This window comes from Streptomyces prunicolor NBRC 13075 (assembly GCF_000367365.1).
GTDB classification, from domain to species: Bacteria; Actinomycetota; Actinomycetes; order Streptomycetales; family Streptomycetaceae; genus Streptomyces; species Streptomyces prunicolor.
Genome location: NZ_BARF01000051.1, coordinates 57,529 through 73,524, shown reverse-complemented (window position 1 = coordinate 73,524; position 15,996 = coordinate 57,529). Strand labels below are relative to the sequence as shown.

Sequence of the window (15,996 nt, the reverse complement as noted above, 5' to 3'; positions counted from 1 at the left end):
CGGGCGGATCGGTCAGCCGACTCCGGCGTTGAGGAGGATGCCTCCGTCGACGACGAGGGTCTGGCCGGTGATCCAGTCGGACTGGTCCGAGGTGAGGAACGCGGCGGTGCCGCCGATGTCGGACGGCACGCCGAGCCGGGCCAGCGGGTAGGAGGCGGCGGCCTCCGCCTCGCGGCCCTCGTACAGGGCGGCGGCGAACTTGGTCTTCACGACCGCCGGGGCGATCGAGTTGACCCGTACGCCGGGCGCGAACTCGTGCGCCAGCTGGAGCGTCAGGTTGATCATCGCGGCCTTGCTGACGCCGTACGCGCCGATGAACGGCGAGGCGGAGACGCCGGCGAGGGAGGCGATGTTGACGATGGCGCCGCCGTTGTCCTTCTGCCAGGCGTGCCAGGTCTTCTGGGCGAAGCCGAGCGCCGAGATGACGTTGGTCTCGAAGACCTTCCGGGCGACGTTGAGGTCGAGGTCGGCGATGGGGCCGAACACCGGGTTCGTACCGGCGTTGTTGACCAGGAAGTCGACGCGGCCGAAGGCCTCCATCGTGCGCTCGACGACGACGGTCTGGTGGGCCTCGTCGTGGGCCTTGCCGGCGACGCCGATGACGCGCTCGGCGCCGAGCGCCTCGACGGCCTCCTTGAGGGCGTCCTCGCTGCGGCCGGTGATGCAGACCCGGTCGCCGCGGGCGAGCAGCGCCTCGGCGACGCCGTAGCCGATGCCGCGGCTGGCGCCGGTGATGACGGCGACCTTGCCGGAGAGTTCAGGCAGTTCAGTCATGGTTTCCCGCGTTCCCGTGTTCCTGTGTTCCTAGTTGAGCGGTCCGCCGGCGACGTACAGCACCTGGCCGGAGACGAAACCGGCCGCCTCGTTGGTGAAGAAGGCGACGGCGTTGGCGATGTCGTCGGGCTCGCCGACGCGCTGCACCGGGATCTGGGTGGCGGCGGCGGCCTTGAAGTCGTCGAAGCCCATGCCGACGCGGGCGGCGGTCGCGGCGGTCATGTCGGTGGCGATGAAGCCGGGGGCGACGGCGTTGGCCGTGATGCCGAACTTGCCGAGCTCGATGGCGAGGGTCTTGGTGAAGCCCTGGAGACCGGCCTTGGCGGCGGAGTAGTTGGCCTGGCCGCGGTTGCCGAGGGCGGAGGACGAGGAGAGGTTGACGATCCGGCCGAAGCCCGCGTCGACCATGTGCTTCTGGACGGCCTTGGTCATCAGGAACGAGCCGCGCAGGTGCACGCCGAGGACGGTGTCCCAGTCGGCGACGCTCATCTTGAAGAGGAGGTTGTCGCGGAGCACGCCCGCGTTGTTGACGAGGATCGTCGGCGCGCCCAGCTCCGCGACGATCCGCGTGATCGCGGCCTCGACCTGCGCCTCGTCGGAGACATCGGCGCCGACCGCGAGGGCCTTGCCGCCGGCCGCGGTGATCTTCTCCACGGTGTCCTTGCAGGCGGCCTCGTCGAGGTCGATCACGGCGACCGCACGGCCCTCGGCCGCGAGGCGTACGGCGGTGGCGGCGCCGATGCCCCGCGCCCCGCCGGTGACAATCGCGACCCGCTGCTCAGTGGTGGACATTGCTGGTTCTCCTCGCCCTTGAGAATCTCTCGCCCTTGAAACGCGGCCCGCCGGTGAGCGACCGCTTAGTACCTTCGGCAGTCGTGACGCTAGAAGCCCTGGCACTCGGTGTCAACGTGCGCGCGGCCAGGTGTGATCCATTACCTCACCAGCAGGTCCAGCAGGCGCTCCGCCTCGGCCGCCGGATCGACGGTGAGCCCGGTGTGCACGGGCCCCGGCTGCACCACCGTGGACCGCGGCGCGATCAGCCACCGGAACCGCCGCCCGGCATCGTCGACGGCCGCCTGCCCGGCCGCCTCCCCGCCCGCGCACACGCCCTCCACGGCGCCGAGCGCGGCCCTGATTCCGGCCACGTCGGCCGCCGGGTCGAGGGCGAGCAGCCTCGCTTCGTCCAGATGGGTGCGGGCGCCGACGTAGGACTGGGCGCGGCAGTAGACGAGGACCCCGGCGTTGACGCACTCGCCGCGCTCGATGCGCGGTACGACCCTCAGGAGGGCGTACTCGAAGACGTCCCGGGTGTTCGCCTCGCTCGGGCGGATGATGTGGCGCTCGGTCACTGGAGTCCCTTGATGCGTTCGTGGAGGAAGGGCACGCGCGCGAGGAGGGGTGCCACGTACGCCTCACGGAGGAGGTCCGGGGTGTCGAAGCCGGGTTCGCCGGTCAGCCAGGCGTCGGGGATCTCGGCGGTGACTTCCGCGAGGAGTTCCTCGGTGACCTTCGGCGCCAGGTCCACGGCCGCGGTCGCGACGTCCGGCGCGAAGCGGGCGAGGGCGTGGTCGGCGGCGTCGTAGGGGCGGGCCGCGGAAGTCTGGGCGCCGGGCCAGTTGTGGTGCCAGATCATGGTGGCGCCGTGGTCGATGAGCCACAGGTCGCCGTGCCACATCAGCAGGTTGGGGTTGCGCCAGGAGCGGTCGACGTTGTTGACGAGGGCGTCGAACCAGACGATCCGGCCGGCCTCCTCGGGGCTCACCGTGAAGGCCAGCGGGTCGAAGCCGAGCGCGCCGGACAGGAAGTCCATGCCGAGGTTGGTGCCGCCGCTGGACTTGAGCAGTTCCTGGACCTGCTGGTCGGGTTCGCCGAGGCCGAGCACGGGGTCGAGGTCGAGGGTCACCAGGCGGGGCACCCTGAATCCCAGCCGCCGGGCCAGCTCCCCCACGACGACCTCGGCGACGAGCGTCTTGCGGCCCTGCCCCGCGCCGCTGAACTTCATGACGTACGTCCCGAAGTCGTCGCCCTCGACGAGCCCGGGCAGCGAGCCGCCCTCACGCAGGGGTGTGATGTAGCGGGTCGCGATCACTTCCTTCATGAAGTGAGCATAGTGATCGCGCGTGATCACCGGCCAAGAGCGCCCGCGCGTCCGCGCGGTCAGGCCTCGCTAGTGGCGAGCGCGGCCAACTCCCGGTCCACGGCGTCCTGGTGGGCCCGGGCGTCCTCGCGCGCCTTCTTCGGGCTCCAGCGGCCGGCCATCACGAACACGAAGGGCAGGAAGAGGACTTGGCCGCCCACACAGATCCACCACCAGGTGCGCCACTCCCCGGGACCGTTCTTCACGGCCTTCTGCACGTCCGGCCCGTGCTCCTTGAGCACCTTGAGCTGCGGCTGCGCCTTCTGTACGACGGCCAGATCGGCGGCGCCGACTTCCTTGACCGCCTGGGCGGCCAGGGCGGGAGGCGTCGTGGTCGGCGTGTACTTGCCGAATTCGGCGAAGAGTTGGGGGTGCGCGTCGACGATGGCGAGTGCCGGGGCGGCCTGTTTCGTCGCGGCCGCCACCTCGGCGCCGTGCTCGACGAGCGGGGTGACGGAGGTGACGAGCACCGGGATGAACGCGGCCGACACGGCGACCACGATCCGTACCGTCCAGCCCCAGACCGCGAGCCCTGCGGCGGTCGCGGCCGGGTTCCGCTTCTCCACGGTCTCGGTGAAGCTCGCCATCCACGGCGCGTAGGCGACCCCGCTGAACACACCGATCGCGACGAACAGCCAGGCGAAGGTGTAGTAGCCGGTCGTCGCGTGGGTGGCGAGCGAGGCGAAGATCGCGGTCGCCACAATCGCACCGATCCCGCCGACGATCATGAAGGGCTTGCGCACCAGCAGCCGGTCGGAAAGCAGCCCTGCCACGATCAGCGCGAGGGCGTTCGCGGCCCAGTACCAGTTGGCCAGGCCGTTGGTGCGCTGCTCGCTGTAGCCGAAGGTGGTCGAGAAGTAGACGACGAAGTTGCCGACGGCCGCGTAGTAGAGCAGCAGGAAGACGGCGATCGCGAAGGCGGAGCCGAGGATGTCCAGGCGCAGCATCTGGCGCCACTCGCCGCGCCGTACCGCCTCGGTGTCCAGTCCCTTGGCGCGCGCCTCCACCAGGGCCCGGTCGCGCAGGCTGACCATGATCTGGTCGCGCAGCCCCGGCGACAGCTCGCGCAGGGCGATCAGGGTGATGACGAACACGACCAGCCCGGCCGCCCCGGAGTAGCGCAGCTCGTCCTGCCAACCGGCGGTGTCGAGCGTACTGCTGGTGACCGAGGTGACGACCAGGCTGCCGATGACCGGCCCCATCGTCCAGTAGCCCATCGCGGTGGCTCGGCCGAGCTGCGGTGAGAAGTCGCGGATCAGCGCCGGCGTCGCGACCAGCACGATGCCCTCGATGAAGCTCACGACGGCGAACAGCACCAAGTAGGCCGTCTTGTCACCCGCGTTGGGCAGTCCGAAGAAGACGAGGAGCGCGGCGACCAGCAGTCCGTAGACCACGAGGTTCGCCCGTCCCCAGCGGTCCGCGAGGCCGGCCACGAGGGAGGCGAAGGCGCCGATCGCGTTGCCGATGACCGAGACCCACACGAAGTAGCGGTAGGTCATGTCGAAGTGGGTGATGATCGACGTCGCCACCGCGTACTGGATGTAGAGCATGTAGTAGAGCACGACGGTCGTGACCACCACGATCGCCAGGTACGACATGCGTCGCCCGGTGGCCGGATACGCCGCCAGGTCGCGGCGGTACAGCCGCGCGAGCGAGCCGCGAGCGCCGGTGCCGAACGCGGCGGCACCGGGGCCTCGCGTGTCGGAAGGTGCGGAGGCGGAGGGCATACGACTCCCTTTGGAACGTGCGGGGACGAAGGGGGCGGTGGGAGGTGGGGGCTCCTTCCGTTCCGGCGGAGGCTAGTACCGACCAGTCGGTACGGCTAGATGTGCGACATGACTTCCTTGGACGTCGCCGCAGGTTGCCCGCGCCTGTTGCTGGGGGCTGTTACAGGTGCCTGATCAGGCCTTATACGCGGCCGACAGCTGACCGACAGGGACGTTTTACGTCTTCCTGATCTCGATAAGGCCAAGCTCTCGACACCGTCTGAACGACGGTCACCCGCACCTCGTACCCCTTTGCACACCCACGAATGCTTCCCATGGAAGGAACGTCAGCATGACCAGCGAATCGTTCGAACCCGTTACGGCGCCGTCCCGTCGCACCGCGTTGGCGGCGGTCGGCGCGGCGGGACTCGCCGTCGCGCTGACCGCGTGCTCGTCCAGCGACGACTCGTCGTCGGACTCCTCGGACACGTCCAGCTCCAGCAGCACGTCCGGCTCGACCACTGCCCAGGGCGACGCGGGCGGCACCGAACTGGCGAAAACCACCGACATCCCCGAGGGCGGCGGCAAGATCTTCGCCAGCCAGGGCGTGGTGGTCACCCAGCCGACGGCGGGCACGTACAAGGCGTTCTCGTCGAAGTGCACCCACCAGGGCTGTGCGGTGAGCAGCATCAGCAACGGCGTCATCGTCTGTCCGTGCCACAAGAGCGAGTTCTCCGTCACGGACGGCAGCGTGAAGAAGGGCCCCGCGACCACGGCGCTGCCCGCCGAGCAGATCACCGTGTCCGGGGACTCCATCACGCTGGCGTGACGTTCAGCCTCGGCGCGGTCGTTTGAGACAGCCCAGCACCTCGTCCGTGGTCGCGACCGTAGCGACCAATGCGAGGGTGTTGCGGATCATCGCGGGGGTGTAGTCAGCGGGCACCCCCGCGATGGCGTCCCTGGGGACGACGACGGTGTAGCCGCGGTTGACGGCGTCGAACACCGCGTTGGGAATCGCCACATTGGCCGAGACGCCGGTGACGATCAGTGTGCGGCAGCCCAAGTTGCGTAACAGCGCGTCGACTTCGGTGCCCTGGATCGGCGACAGACCGTGCAGCCGTCGTACGACGAAGTCCTCGTCGGCGACCTCGATCGGGGGTGCCACGCGGACCGCCGTGGTGCCCGACAGCTGTTGTACGGGGAGGCGTTCGGCGGCGCGGAACAGCCGGGCGTTGCGGTTCGCGCCCCGGCCGTCGGGCCGGCGCTCGGCAACGGCATGGATCACCTGCACCCCGCTCTCGTGCGCGGCGGCGACCAGTCGGGCCACGTTGGCGAGCGCGCCCGACTGGCGTGCGGCGAGGGCGAGTTCGGGCAGTGCGCTGTCCGGTCCGACCACCCCCTGTTGACATTCGACGGTCAGCAGCGCAGTGCTCACCGTGTCGAGGATCTCACTGAGTTGTGCGTGCGACGGCATGGCTCTCCCTTGTCGTCGACGGCCGGGGCGGGCGACAGTAACGAGCATCGCGTGCGGAGGGAAGACGGCCGACGCTTCTCCGGCCCCGCTTCTGACGTAGCGTCAGAAGCGGCTGCCCGCCGCTCGACGAGCCGTAGCCGAAGGGGATCGCATGACCGCCACTCAGCGTCGAGGCCGGAAGATCATGATGACACCCGAGGAACTGGACGAGTTCCTCGCCACCGAGCGCACCTGCCGCGTCGCGACCGCCTCCGCGGACGGGGCCCCGCACGTCAGCCCGCTCTGGTTCGTCTGGGACGGCACCTCGCTCTGGCTGTACTCGATCACACGCAGCAAGCGCTGGGCGGACCTGCGCCGCGACCCGCGCGTCGCGGTGGTGATCGACGGCGGGCACGCCTACGACGAGTTGCGGGGCGTCGAGCTGTCCGGGACCGTCGAGTTCGTCGGCGAGGCCCCGCGCACGGGCGAGCCACATCCCGAACTCGTCGCCGTGGAGAAGCTGTTCGCGCAGAAGAACTTCGGCCTGGACGCGATGCCGTACGACGGCCGGCACGCGTGGATACGGCTGACGCCGGACACGCTCGCATCCTGGGATTTCCGCAAGTTGGCGGCGCTGTAGGCGAGTTGCTCCCGGGCGGACGCTCAGCCGACGGTCTCGGCCGCCGCCCGCAGCGCCTCGACCGCCGCGCGGATGGACGGGCGGCGGTCGGCGTCGGCGCGCCAGACGACGTAGACATGGCGGCGGACCCGCTGCTTCAGGGGGACGGTGACGACTCCGGCGGGCATCGGGTTGCGGCCCAGCAGGGGTACGACGCACACACCCAACCCGGCGGCCACCAGGCCCAGTTGGGTGTGTGTCTCGGCGGCGCGGTGGCCGATGATCGGTTCGATGCCGCGGGAGCGCAGGGTGAACATCAGCCACTCGTGGCAGAACTCGCCCTCGGCCCAGGTGATCCACTCGTCCTCGGCGAACTCGCCGAGGTCCACCTCTGCGCGCCCGGCCAGCGGATGGCCGACCGGCATCGCCACGTCGGCGGGGTCGTCCAGGATCGGCGCCTTCACCAGGCCGTCCGGCAGCGGCATCGGCTTGTTGTACCAGTCGAGGACGACCGCGAGATCGAGAAAGCCGCGCACGACGCCCGCGATGCCGCGCTCCGGCTCCTGTTCCGTGGAGCGGACGCGCAGCGCGGGGTGCTGGGCGCGCAGGGCGGCGAGCGCGGTGGGGAACAGGCCGCGGGCGGCGGTCGGGAACGCGGAGATCCTCAACTCGCCGACCACCTGCCCGCGTTGAGCCTCCAGGTCGGCCTGGGCCAGCTCCACCTGGGAGAGGATGCGCCCCGCGTGCTCCGCGAGCAGCCGGCCGGCGTCGGTGAGCCGCACCCCCCGCCCGTTCTTGGCGAGGAGCTGCTGCCCGACCTCCCGCTCCAGCTTGGCCATCTGCTGCGACACGGCCGAGGTCGTCACATGCAGCCCCTCGGCGGCACCACTGACCGAGCCGTGCCGGGCGAGGGCGTCCAGGGTGCGCAGGCGCTCCAGGTTCAACATGTAAGCGATACTACGAGATAGCTGGCGCGGAATCTCGCTTGTGCTACGAGGTCTAGGCCAGGATCTTGTTACCCATGAGCACAGTCAGTACCACCGCCGATGCCGCCCCGAAGCAGGCTGGGGTTACCACCTCACCCCTCCCCCGCCGCGCCCTCGACTGGCGGCTGCGGTTCGGGGCGCTCTCCCTCGTCTGGGGCTTCAGCTTCCTGCTCATCAAGGTGGGCACCCATGGCTACGCACCCTTCCAAGTCACCTTCGGGCGGCTGCTGTTCGGGACGGTGGTGCTCGCGGCGGCGATGGCGGTGAAGCGGGAGCGGCTGCCGCGCGGCGCGCGCATCTGGGCCCACCTCACGGTCGCCGCGTTCTTGCTCAACGCCCTGCCGTTCTCCCTCTTCGCCTATTCCGAGCTGACGATCCCGTCCACGCTCGCGGGCATCTGCAACGCGACCTCGCCGCTGTGGGGCATGGCACTGTCCCTGGTCGCCCTCTCCGAGGACCGCCCGACCCGCGTCCGCGTGGCCGGTCTGGGCCTCGGCTTCCTGGGCGTCCTCACCGTCCTGGGCGCCTGGCAGGGCTTCAGCGGCCTGGACGCCAGAGGCACGGCGATGGCCCTGCTGGCCTCGCTCAGCTACCCGATCGGCTGGATCTACGTCCGCCGCACACTGGCGGGCACCGGTGCGTCGCATCTCTCGCTGACGGGCGCCCAGTTGCTCCTGGCCACCCTCCAACTGGCCGCGATCACCTCGCTGTTCACGTCCGTGCCGGCCCACTTCCCGCTCCTCCCCCTGCTGGCGATCGCCGCACTGGGCACTCTGGGCACGGGTCTCGCCCTCCTCGTCCAGTACGGCCTGGTCGCCGAAGTCGGCCCCACGACCGCCCAGATGGTCACGTACTTCATCCCGGTCATCGCCGCGGCGGCGGGCGTCGCGATCCTGGGCGAGTCGCTGACCTGGTCGACTCCGGTCGGGGCGGTGATCGTGCTGGCGGGGGCGGGACTTACGCAGGTGCGGCCGAGAGAGAACCGCTAGCCGTCGGGCCGTAGGTGCCCGGGAACCGGTGTCAGACGTAACCGCGAACCGGTGCCGGGCCGCTGGCCGATGCGATCGCCTCCGCCAGCGGTCCGGACTCGTCGGCGGTCAGCGTCGAGACGGTGACGCGGATGCCGGGCGGTGCGCCCAGGCGGAAGCGGGCGCCGGGGGCCACGGCCCAACCGGCGTGGAGGAGACGGGCGACCGCGCCGGTCTCGTCCGGTACCGGGATCCACACGTTCAGGCCGCTGGTGCCGTGGGCCGCGATCCCGCGTTCGGCGAGCGCGGCGATCAGCGCGTCCCGGCGGGCGCCGTACGCCGCCGCCACCGCCGGGGTGTCGACGGCGCCGTCGGCCCACAGCCGGGCCACGGCCCGCTGGGTGATGCGGCTGGCCCAGCCCGGGCCCAGCCGTTGGCGGCCACGGACGCGGTCGAGGGTGACGGCGTCGCCGGTGAGCACGGCGAGGCGCAGATCGGGGCCGTAGGCCTTGGCGACCGAGCGGACGAGGGCCCAGGTGTGGGTGGTTCCGGCCAGGGGGTGCAGGGGCTGGTCGACGATGCCGTGGCCGTGGTCGTCCTCGATCAGCAGGGTCTCCGGGTGGCGGCGGAGCACGGAACGCAACGCACGCGCGCGCGTGGCGCTCATCACGGCCCCGGTCGGGTTCTGCGCGCGGTCGGTGACGATCAACGCCCGCGCGCCGGACTCCAGCGCGGCGCGCACATCGTCGGGGAGCGGCCCCTCGTCGTCGACACCGACAGGGGTCACGCGCAGCCCGAGCGCCGGTACGAGGTCGAGCAGGCTGCCCCACCCCGGGTCTTCCACGGCGACGGTGTCCCCGGGCTTCAGATGGGCGGCCAGGACGCGTTCGATGGCGTCCAGGGAGCCGGAGGTGACGGCCACCGGGCCGGCGGGCACCCCGTCCGCGTCCAGTTCGGCCCGGGCGATGCGCGCCAGCTCCGGTTCGACCGGGGCGTCGCCGTACATGACGGGTTCCCGGTCGGACTGTTCGGCGGCATAGGTGAACGCTCTTGCCAGGGAGGGCAGTTGTGCCGGATCCGGGTTGCCGTGGGAGACGTCACGCACCCCCGCCGGCACGTCCACCCGGATGTGCTCGCGCCCGGTCGTGGCCGGTTTGGGCCGCACCCTGCTGCCGCGGCGCCCGGCGGTCTCGATGACCCCGCGCTCCCGCAGCGTGCGGTACGCGGCAGCGACCGTGTTCGGGTTCACCCCCAGCTCGACCGCCAACTCCCGCATGGGCGGCAGCAGTTGACCCGGCTCCAGCTCCCCCGAACCCACCGCGCGCTCGACGTCCGCCGCAATGTCTGCTGCGCGTCGCCCCTCGATCCGATATCCTCCTAGCACAAAGCACACTATGCACTAGTGCAATGCGAATGACAACCCGACGCCACCACATTCCGGACCACCCCGGACCGCAAGCAGACCATTGGAGAGCACCATGCAGGGGACCACCGCGCAGCCGACGTCACCGCCCGCCGCCTACACGCCGACCGACCGGACCGTCCCCACCCGCTCGGCGGACCGGGCGTCGTACGACAAGGACCTCGTCCACGCGATACTCGACGCGGCCTACGTCTGCCACCTCGGCTTCGTGCGCGACGGCGCGCCGGTGGTGCTGCCGACGCTGTACGGACGGGTCGGCGAGCGGCTGTACGTGCACGGTTCGACGGGTGCGCGCCCGCTGCGGATGACCGGGCAGGCCGACCCGGGGCTGCCGGTGTGCCTGACGGTCACGCACGTCGACGGCCTGGTGCTGGCCCGTTCCGCGTTCCACCACTCGATCAACTACCGCTCCGTGGTGGTGCACGGCATCGCCCACCAGGTGACGGACCCCGAGGAGAAGCGGACAGCGCTGGACGCGCTGGTCGACCACGTCGTGCCCGGCCGGTCGGCGGACTCGCGGCCCGCCAACAAGAAGGAACTCGCCGCCACCATGGTGATCCGCCTCGACCTCGACCAGGTCTCCGCCAAGCTCCGCACCGGCGGCGCGAACGACGAGCCCGAGGACCTGGACCTCCCGCACTGGTCCGGCGTGGTCCCGCTCCGGGCCGCCTACGGAGCCCCGCTCCCGAACGACGACCTGGCCCCCGGCACCGAACTCCCCTCCTACCTGGCCGCGTTGTAATGCTCATCCACCCTTGGGACGCACCCCAGGACGACACCGAGTGGCAACACTGGCTCGCCGCCCACGACTTCGGCCAACTGGCGGTCAACGGCCCGTCCGGCGAACCCCCGTTCGTCCAGCCCCTCCACTTCGCCTACGACCCGCAGCTCGGCGAGGCGATCACTCATCTCGCCCGCCCCAACCCCCTGTTGCCCGCGCTGGCGGCAGCCCCGCAGGTGGTCCTGAGCGTCGTCGACGACTACGTCTACGTCCCCGGCCCCTGGCAGGCGGAACCGGACGGCCCGGCCGAGCACGGCGTACCGACCAGCTTCTACGCGGCGGTCCAACTCCGGTGCACCGCCCACCTGGTGGACGACCCCGCCGAGAAGGCGACCCTGCTCAACCGCCAGGTCGGCCACTTCCAGCCCGAGGGCGGCTCCTCGAAGGTCACCGCGGGCGAGGCGCCGTACGGACGGCTGTTGTCCGGTATCCGGGTGGTACGGCTCGAAGTGACCGGCGTACGGGCGAAGTTCAAGTACGCGGGCAAGCGGTCGTCCGAGATCCAGGACCGTATCGCGGAGCGGCTCGTGGAGCGGGGCGGTCCTCGGGACGGGGTGGCTCGGGAGCATCTGGTACGGCGGCGGCGCGCGGGCTGAGGAGCGGAACTCCCTCTGCACCAGGGCTTCTTCGTCGGTCGCCGCCGCGAAGTTGAGCGCGTAGGCGGGGGCTGTGGGGACCATGGCGATGTACCCGAGGAGCCACAGGGCCCGGCCCGGCTGGACGGTGTGCGGTACCAACCCCTCGGCCGGGGCGAACGGCAGCGGAAGGGCGAGTGCGTTCGCGTGCACGGCGGTCGGCCTAAGGGCCAGCGGGTGGGAGACGCAGGTCACTTTCGTCGATGTCACAGGGGGCCGGGCTGTCTCGTCTCGGGGGTGCAGCCACTGACGACCACAGCCCAGGAGGGCACACCATGGACGCACGACTGAACTACCTCTCCAGCCCGATCGCCGGCAAGGCCGCCAAGCAGTTCATGGCGGTGGGCAGGACGCTCAAGGGGTCGGCACTGCCGGCCCTGACGCAGGAGCTGGTGGCGCTGCGCGTGAGCCAGATCAACGGCTGCGCCATCTGCATCGACATGCACACCAAGGAGGCCGGGGCGGCGGGCGAGACCTCGGTGCGGCTGAACCTGGTCGCGGCCTGGCGGGAGGCCACGGTCTTCACGGAGGCGGAGCGGGCCGCGCTGGAGCTGGCCGAGGAAGGGACCCGGGTCGCGGACGCGGCCGGCGGGGTGAGCGACGAGGTGTGGGCGAACGCCGCCAAGCACTACGACGACGAGCAGCTCACCACGCTGGTCATCCTGGTCTCCTTCATGAACTCGGTGAACCGGCTGAACATCATCACGAGGCAGCCGTGCGCGGGCGACTATGCGCCCGGGATGTTCGGCTGAGCGGGACAACTACTGGCAGGGGAAGGGGAATCGGCGTGAGCAAGGTCGAGGAGTTCGAGGAGCTGCGGCCACTGCTGTTCTCGATCGCCTATCGGATTCTGGGCAGTGTGGCCGAGGCCGAGGACGCGGTCCAGGAGACCTGGCTGCGGTTCGACGCCACGGCCACCCGGCCCACGTCGACCAAGGCCTTCCTGTCGGCCACGGTGACCCGGATCGCGATCGATGTGCTGCGTTCCGCTCGGGTACGGCGGGAGGAGTACGTCGGACCCTGGTTCCCCGAGCCGCTGCTCAGTGACCCGTACCAGGATCCGGCGCGGTCGGTGGAGTTGGCCGACTCGGTGTCGATGGCGGCCCTTCTGCTGCTGGAGCAACTCAGCCCGCTGGAGCGGACGGTGTTCGTGCTGCGGGAGGTGTTCGCCTTCGGCTTCGAGGAGATCGCCACGACCGTCGGTCGTTCGGAGGCGGCGTGTCGGCAGTTGCTGGTACGGGCGCGGCGGCACATGGCGGAGGGGCGGCCCCGGTTCACCGCGGACCGGCGGGAACGGGAGGAGCTGGCGACCCGGTTCTTCGACGCGTTGAAGGACGGCGACGTGGGCGGACTGCGTGAACTGCTCGCCGCCGACGTGCAGTTCGTCGGTGACGGTGGCGGTAAGGCTCCGCAACTGGCCAAGGCCATCGCCGGGGCGGAGAACGTGGCCCGGGTGCTGGGCACGGTCTTCCCGTGGCTGATCCGCATCGATGTGTCCTGCGAACCGCACGAGGTCAACGGCCAGCCCGGCGCGCTCTTCCGCGACCGCGACGGGAAGGTGCTCCACACCCTGGCCCTCGACGTGCTCGACGGTCGCATCCAGACCATCCGCGCGGTGATCAACCCCGACAAGCTCGGCCACCTCGGCCCGGTCGCCGACGCCTGGGCCGTCGACCGCGAACTACGGCAGGCACGCCGCCGACCGAGCTGACGGAGGGGGACGGCGGGCCGGTGGCGGCGGGCCCGCGGGCGGTGGGCCGTCGCGCCGGGGCGGCAGCAGCGGGCACCGGGACGGCAGGTGGTGGACGGCGGGATCGCGGGCGGTGGGGCGGCGGGACGGCCCGTCGTACGACGCTCAGGCGCTCGTCTCCCGGGCGGCCGGCTCGCGTTCCGGGCCGCCGCCGGCCACCGGTTCGCCGGAGGCCTTCGTGGGTGTGGAGGACTGGGCGATGAAGGCGCCCAGCAAAACCACCGCTCCCCCGGCGATCTGCGGGGCGGAGAGGTGTTCGCCGAGCAGGACCCAGGCCAGGACCGTCGCGATGACCGCTTCGAGGCAGGCCACGACGCCCGCGACCTGCGGGGAGAGGCGGCGGACGGAGACGACTCCGGTGACGTACGCCAGGACCGTGGCGATCAGGACGATCCAGGCGAGCAGGAGGGCGGCCGGGACCGGGCTGCCGTTCATGTGGGCGTCGCCCGCGAGGATCGACCAGTCCATGGTCCAGGGGCGGGCCACGGCGGTGAGGACGAGGGCGCCGACGAGCAGGCCGTACGCGATCACGCCGAGCGGGTCGGGGGACGCTTCGCCGGCGTCGCTGCCCTGGTCGGACAGGACGAAGTAGCCGACCTGGCAGCAGGCGGCGGCGAGCGCGAGCAGCAGTCCCACGGCGTCGAAGCTCAGGCCCGTCCACACCTCGACGACACAGACGAGTCCGCCGGCCGCGAGGACCACACCGAGCGCGGCGGCCCGGGTGACCGGCCGCCGCTGCACGAACCGCACCCAGCCGAGCACGAGGGCGGGTGCGAGGTACTCCACGAGCAGGGCGACCCCGACGGGTATGCGGGAGATCGCGGCGAAGTAGCAGGCCTGGACACCGGCCACGGCGAGTAGCCCGAACCCGAGGAGCAGCGCGGGGCGACTCCGTACGAGCGCGCGGTGCCGTACGGCGAGGGGCAGCATCACGAGGGCCGCGCCGGCCACCCGCAGCCACACCACGTGCAGCGGGTCGAGCCCCGCCTCGATCAACGGCTTCGCCGCGACCCCGGATCCCCCGAAGGCCAACGCGGACCCGAGTGCCAGGCCCAGCCCGACACCCTTGCCACCGCCACCTCCGGCCGCACTGCTCTCAGACGTATGCACGGGCACATGATGACAGGGGATGACAGGAGCGTCACCCCTGTTGACACCTGTCTCAGAGCGTGGACCCTCAGCAGCCCGTCTCGGCGCCCCTGACGTACTCCCCTAAGCGGCCCTCGATCCAGATCAGTACGTCGGGGTACTCGATGCCCGCGCGGAGGAGAACCTCGACCGCGCGGGACTCGGGGTCCGCGACGATCGCGGCGAGGAGGTCGATGCCGCACGCCAGGTCGTCGCCGCGGAGTTCGGCGCGCTCGCAGGCGTATTCCAGGGCACCGGCGGCCAGGGGCGACCAGCCTTCCGCCGCGGGGATCACTGGGATCGCGCCGGAGTCCTCGACCGTGCCCTGCCAGCGGAGGCCGTAGCCGATGCTGCGCTGGACGAGGTAGCCGAGGAGGCGGGCGATCTGCGGGCCGTCGCCGAAGACGGCGCGTGCCTCGGGGTCCGACTCAAGGAGGCTGTGCAGCAGGTGGGCCGTGTCGATCTGCCGGTCCCCGTCCCGCAGGGCCCGGCGGCGCGCACCGGCGACCACCGCTGCCAGCTCTGCGTTGAGCCTGGCATCGTTGTCCGCGCGGTGGATTCCCTGCTCGCGGGTCGACTGGCTGGGGATACGGGGTTGCACACTCTTACCCCATCAGTCCCCCGCATCGAGGGCATCCCCGGAGGGTTGCATTTCGGCGTCCCACACAGAGTGGACCCGGGCCGACGGAATCTCCTCCTTACGGATGAGATCACACCCCTTGACCCCGAGAGGCGCGCACCTGCCCGCCGCGCGCCCCGTACGCAACCGCGCTGCACCCGGCGTACGTCTTTTGCGAACGTGGAGAGCAGGTGCTGGCTGGTGGCTCTGCCGGCGGTCGACGGCAGGCAGTACGTGTACCGGGTGGACGCCCCGGAGGACGCACTGCTCGCCGACCTGTTCTGGGACGCGTGGCACTGCCACGACGAAAGCGCCCACCCGCGCGCGTGGGACCTGTTCGACGCGGCGGTGATACGACGGGTGAGCTGAACACCGTGCAAGTGGGGTCACGTACACAATTTCTGACGGTTCATCAGTATTGAATGTTGCGCGCCCCGGGGCTACGTTCCGCGACACCGTAGCCCGATACGAAGAGGTGGTCGCATGGCCGAAATCAGCGCGGAGGCACGCATCGAGGCCCCGGCCGAGAAGGTGTGGGCACAACTCACGGACTGGTCCGCGTACGGCGAGTGGAACGCGACGCACACCAACTTCCCCAAGGGCGGTCCGGAAGTCCTCGCGGTGGGCGGGACCTTCCAGGAGAACATGAAGCTGATGGGTTTCCCGGCCGAAGTCGAGTGGACCATCGAGGAGTTGGAGCCGGCCCGCGTGCTGGCCATCCGCGGCAAGGGCCCGATGGCCGTGAACGTCGCCACGCGCTACACGCTCACACCCGACGGCGAGGCCACGACGGTCCGGATCGACGGCGAGTTCACGGGTGCGGCGGTGTCGTTGATGGCGGGCAAACTGAAGGACTCGGGTACGGCCGCCCTGAACGAGTCGCTGCGCAAACTGGCCGGGCTGGTGGCCTGAGGAAGGCGACGGGGCAGCGCAGGAACGGGAACGCGCACAGGGAAGGCGCCCCACGGAAGTCCCGTGGGGCGCCTTGGCCCGCTGTCTCTTCCGACCGCGCCGAGG

The 15,996-nt window shown here is 70.9% G+C and carries 19 protein-coding genes; 9 read left to right on the top strand and 10 right to left on the bottom strand.

The window, feature by feature from the left end; translation table 11 throughout:
* Nucleotides 1-12: 12 nt before the first annotated feature.
* The 5 genes from SPR02S_RS23310 to SPR02S_RS23290 all read right to left on the bottom strand — a co-directional run bounded on the left by SPR02S_RS23310 (nucleotide 13) and on the right by SPR02S_RS23290 (nucleotide 4,638).
* Nucleotides 13-774, bottom strand: a complete 762-nt coding sequence (locus tag SPR02S_RS23310) for an SDR family oxidoreductase (protein ID WP_019059412.1) — start codon at nucleotides 772-774, stop codon at nucleotides 13-15.
* A 30-nt stretch (nucleotides 775-804) separates the two neighbouring features.
* Entirely contained in the window at nucleotides 805-1,566 is a 762-nt protein-coding gene (gene fabG / locus SPR02S_RS23305) for a 3-oxoacyl-ACP reductase FabG (protein WP_019059411.1), read from the bottom strand.
* Nucleotides 1,567-1,706: 140 nt separating this feature from the next.
* Nucleotides 1,707-2,123, bottom strand: a complete 417-nt coding sequence (locus SPR02S_RS23300; protein WP_019059410.1) for a DUF3037 domain-containing protein — start codon at nucleotides 2,121-2,123, stop codon at nucleotides 1,707-1,709.
* Nucleotides 2,120-2,872, bottom strand: a complete 753-nt coding sequence (locus tag SPR02S_RS23295) for a HipA family kinase (RefSeq protein ID WP_043258445.1) — start codon at nucleotides 2,870-2,872, stop codon at nucleotides 2,120-2,122. The genes SPR02S_RS23300 and SPR02S_RS23295 overlap by 4 nt, the downstream gene beginning before the upstream one ends.
* 59 nt (nucleotides 2,873-2,931) lie before the next feature.
* Nucleotides 2,932-4,638: an MFS transporter gene (locus tag SPR02S_RS23290; RefSeq protein WP_019059408.1), complete on the bottom strand. Its 1,707-nt coding sequence runs from the start codon at nucleotides 4,636-4,638 to the stop codon at nucleotides 2,932-2,934.
* Nucleotides 4,639-4,969: 331 nt separating this feature from the next.
* On the opposite strand from SPR02S_RS23290, the gene SPR02S_RS23285 reads away from it, so the two are divergent.
* The gene (locus tag SPR02S_RS23285) at nucleotides 4,970-5,446 is read left to right on the top strand and encodes a Rieske (2Fe-2S) protein (RefSeq protein WP_019059407.1); all 477 of its coding nucleotides are present in this window, start codon (nucleotides 4,970-4,972) and stop codon (nucleotides 5,444-5,446) included.
* Nucleotides 5,447-5,449: 3 nt separating this feature from the next.
* Here the strand turns inward: SPR02S_RS23285 and SPR02S_RS23280 are convergent, their stop codons facing one another.
* Nucleotides 5,450-6,091 (bottom strand): cysteine hydrolase family protein, encoded by a 642-nt coding sequence (locus SPR02S_RS23280; protein WP_019059406.1) that lies wholly within the window; start codon nucleotides 6,089-6,091, stop codon nucleotides 5,450-5,452.
* Nucleotides 6,092-6,242: 151 nt separating this feature from the next.
* Here SPR02S_RS23280 and SPR02S_RS23275 point away from each other — a divergent pair, with 151 nt between their 5' ends.
* Entirely contained in the window at nucleotides 6,243-6,710 is a 468-nt protein-coding gene (locus SPR02S_RS23275) for a pyridoxamine 5'-phosphate oxidase family protein (RefSeq protein WP_026150808.1), read from the top strand.
* 23 nt (nucleotides 6,711-6,733) lie between these two features.
* Here SPR02S_RS23275 and SPR02S_RS23270 read toward each other — a convergent pair whose 3' ends face one another.
* Complete coding sequence (locus SPR02S_RS23270; protein WP_019059404.1) at nucleotides 6,734-7,636, bottom strand: LysR family transcriptional regulator; 903 nt, start codon at nucleotides 7,634-7,636, stop codon at nucleotides 6,734-6,736.
* 74 nt (nucleotides 7,637-7,710) lie between these two features.
* Here SPR02S_RS23270 and SPR02S_RS23265 point away from each other — a divergent pair, with 74 nt between their 5' ends.
* Nucleotides 7,711-8,664, top strand: coding sequence for a DMT family transporter (locus SPR02S_RS23265; protein WP_019059403.1), 954 nt, complete (start codon nucleotides 7,711-7,713; stop codon nucleotides 8,662-8,664).
* 31 nt (nucleotides 8,665-8,695) lie between these two features.
* Here SPR02S_RS23265 and SPR02S_RS23260 read toward each other — a convergent pair whose 3' ends face one another.
* A complete protein-coding gene (locus tag SPR02S_RS23260) occupies nucleotides 8,696-10,027 on the bottom strand; it encodes an aminotransferase class I/II-fold pyridoxal phosphate-dependent enzyme (protein WP_026150807.1) in 1,332 nt (443 codons plus the stop codon).
* A gap of 94 nt (nucleotides 10,028-10,121) precedes the next feature.
* On the opposite strand from SPR02S_RS23260, the gene SPR02S_RS23255 reads away from it, so the two are divergent.
* The 4 genes from SPR02S_RS23255 to SPR02S_RS23240 all read left to right on the top strand — a co-directional run bounded on the left by SPR02S_RS23255 (nucleotide 10,122) and on the right by SPR02S_RS23240 (nucleotide 13,193).
* Complete coding sequence (locus tag SPR02S_RS23255) at nucleotides 10,122-10,808, top strand: pyridoxamine 5'-phosphate oxidase family protein (protein ID WP_019059401.1); 687 nt, start codon at nucleotides 10,122-10,124, stop codon at nucleotides 10,806-10,808.
* Nucleotides 10,808-11,443: an FMN-binding negative transcriptional regulator gene (locus SPR02S_RS23250; RefSeq protein WP_019059400.1), complete on the top strand. Its 636-nt coding sequence runs from the start codon at nucleotides 10,808-10,810 to the stop codon at nucleotides 11,441-11,443. Before SPR02S_RS23255 ends, SPR02S_RS23250 begins: the two co-directional genes overlap by 1 nt.
* 314 nt (nucleotides 11,444-11,757) lie before the next feature.
* Nucleotides 11,758-12,234, top strand: a complete 477-nt coding sequence (locus SPR02S_RS23245) for a carboxymuconolactone decarboxylase family protein (protein ID WP_019059399.1) — start codon at nucleotides 11,758-11,760, stop codon at nucleotides 12,232-12,234.
* A gap of 35 nt (nucleotides 12,235-12,269) precedes the next feature.
* On the top strand, nucleotides 12,270-13,193 hold the full coding sequence (locus tag SPR02S_RS23240) for an RNA polymerase sigma-70 factor (protein ID WP_019059398.1): 924 nt from the start codon (nucleotides 12,270-12,272) through the stop codon (nucleotides 13,191-13,193).
* Nucleotides 13,194-13,337: 144 nt separating this feature from the next.
* On the opposite strand, the gene SPR02S_RS23235 is transcribed toward SPR02S_RS23240, so the two are convergent.
* Both SPR02S_RS23235 and SPR02S_RS23230 read right to left on the bottom strand, forming a co-directional pair.
* Entirely contained in the window at nucleotides 13,338-14,348 is a 1,011-nt protein-coding gene (locus SPR02S_RS23235; RefSeq protein WP_026150806.1) for an EamA family transporter, read from the bottom strand.
* A gap of 61 nt (nucleotides 14,349-14,409) precedes the next feature.
* The gene (locus SPR02S_RS23230; protein ID WP_019059396.1) at nucleotides 14,410-14,961 is read right to left on the bottom strand and encodes a Clp protease N-terminal domain-containing protein; all 552 of its coding nucleotides are present in this window, start codon (nucleotides 14,959-14,961) and stop codon (nucleotides 14,410-14,412) included.
* Between the two features lie 219 nt (nucleotides 14,962-15,180).
* Here SPR02S_RS23230 and SPR02S_RS64005 point away from each other — a divergent pair, with 219 nt between their 5' ends.
* Both SPR02S_RS64005 and SPR02S_RS23220 read left to right on the top strand, forming a co-directional pair.
* Complete coding sequence (locus tag SPR02S_RS64005) at nucleotides 15,181-15,348, top strand: hypothetical protein (protein ID WP_019059395.1); 168 nt, start codon at nucleotides 15,181-15,183, stop codon at nucleotides 15,346-15,348.
* Nucleotides 15,349-15,462: 114 nt separating this feature from the next.
* Nucleotides 15,463-15,891, top strand: a complete 429-nt coding sequence (locus SPR02S_RS23220) for a type II toxin-antitoxin system Rv0910 family toxin (RefSeq protein ID WP_019059394.1) — start codon at nucleotides 15,463-15,465, stop codon at nucleotides 15,889-15,891.
* Nucleotides 15,892-15,996: the final 105 nt, after the last annotated feature.

Coding starts and splice junctions, on each gene's coding strand:
- SPR02S_RS23270 (WP_019059404.1), bottom strand. CDS start 7,636: ATGTTGAACCTGGAGCGCCTGCGCACCCTGGACGCCCTCGCCCGGCAC.
- SPR02S_RS23265 (WP_019059403.1), top strand. CDS start 7,711: ATGAGCACAGTCAGTACCACCGCCGATGCCGCCCCGAAGCAGGCTGGG.
- SPR02S_RS23280 (WP_019059406.1), bottom strand. CDS start 6,091: ATGCCGTCGCACGCACAACTCAGTGAGATCCTCGACACGGTGAGCACT.
- SPR02S_RS23310 (WP_019059412.1), bottom strand. CDS start 774: ATGACTGAACTGCCTGAACTCTCCGGCAAGGTCGCCGTCATCACCGGC.
- SPR02S_RS23250 (WP_019059400.1), top strand. CDS start 10,808: ATGCTCATCCACCCTTGGGACGCACCCCAGGACGACACCGAGTGGCAA.
- SPR02S_RS23275 (WP_026150808.1), top strand. CDS start 6,243: ATGACCGCCACTCAGCGTCGAGGCCGGAAGATCATGATGACACCCGAG.
- SPR02S_RS23220 (WP_019059394.1), top strand. CDS start 15,463: ATGGCCGAAATCAGCGCGGAGGCACGCATCGAGGCCCCGGCCGAGAAG.
- SPR02S_RS23285 (WP_019059407.1), top strand. CDS start 4,970: ATGACCAGCGAATCGTTCGAACCCGTTACGGCGCCGTCCCGTCGCACC.
- fabG (WP_019059411.1), bottom strand. CDS start 1,566: ATGTCCACCACTGAGCAGCGGGTCGCGATTGTCACCGGCGGGGCGCGG.
- SPR02S_RS23290 (WP_019059408.1), bottom strand. CDS start 4,638: ATGCCCTCCGCCTCCGCACCTTCCGACACGCGAGGCCCCGGTGCCGCC.
- SPR02S_RS23255 (WP_019059401.1), top strand. CDS start 10,122: ATGCAGGGGACCACCGCGCAGCCGACGTCACCGCCCGCCGCCTACACG.
- SPR02S_RS23245 (WP_019059399.1), top strand. CDS start 11,758: ATGGACGCACGACTGAACTACCTCTCCAGCCCGATCGCCGGCAAGGCC.
- SPR02S_RS23295 (WP_043258445.1), bottom strand. CDS start 2,872: ATGAAGGAAGTGATCGCGACCCGCTACATCACACCCCTGCGTGAGGGC.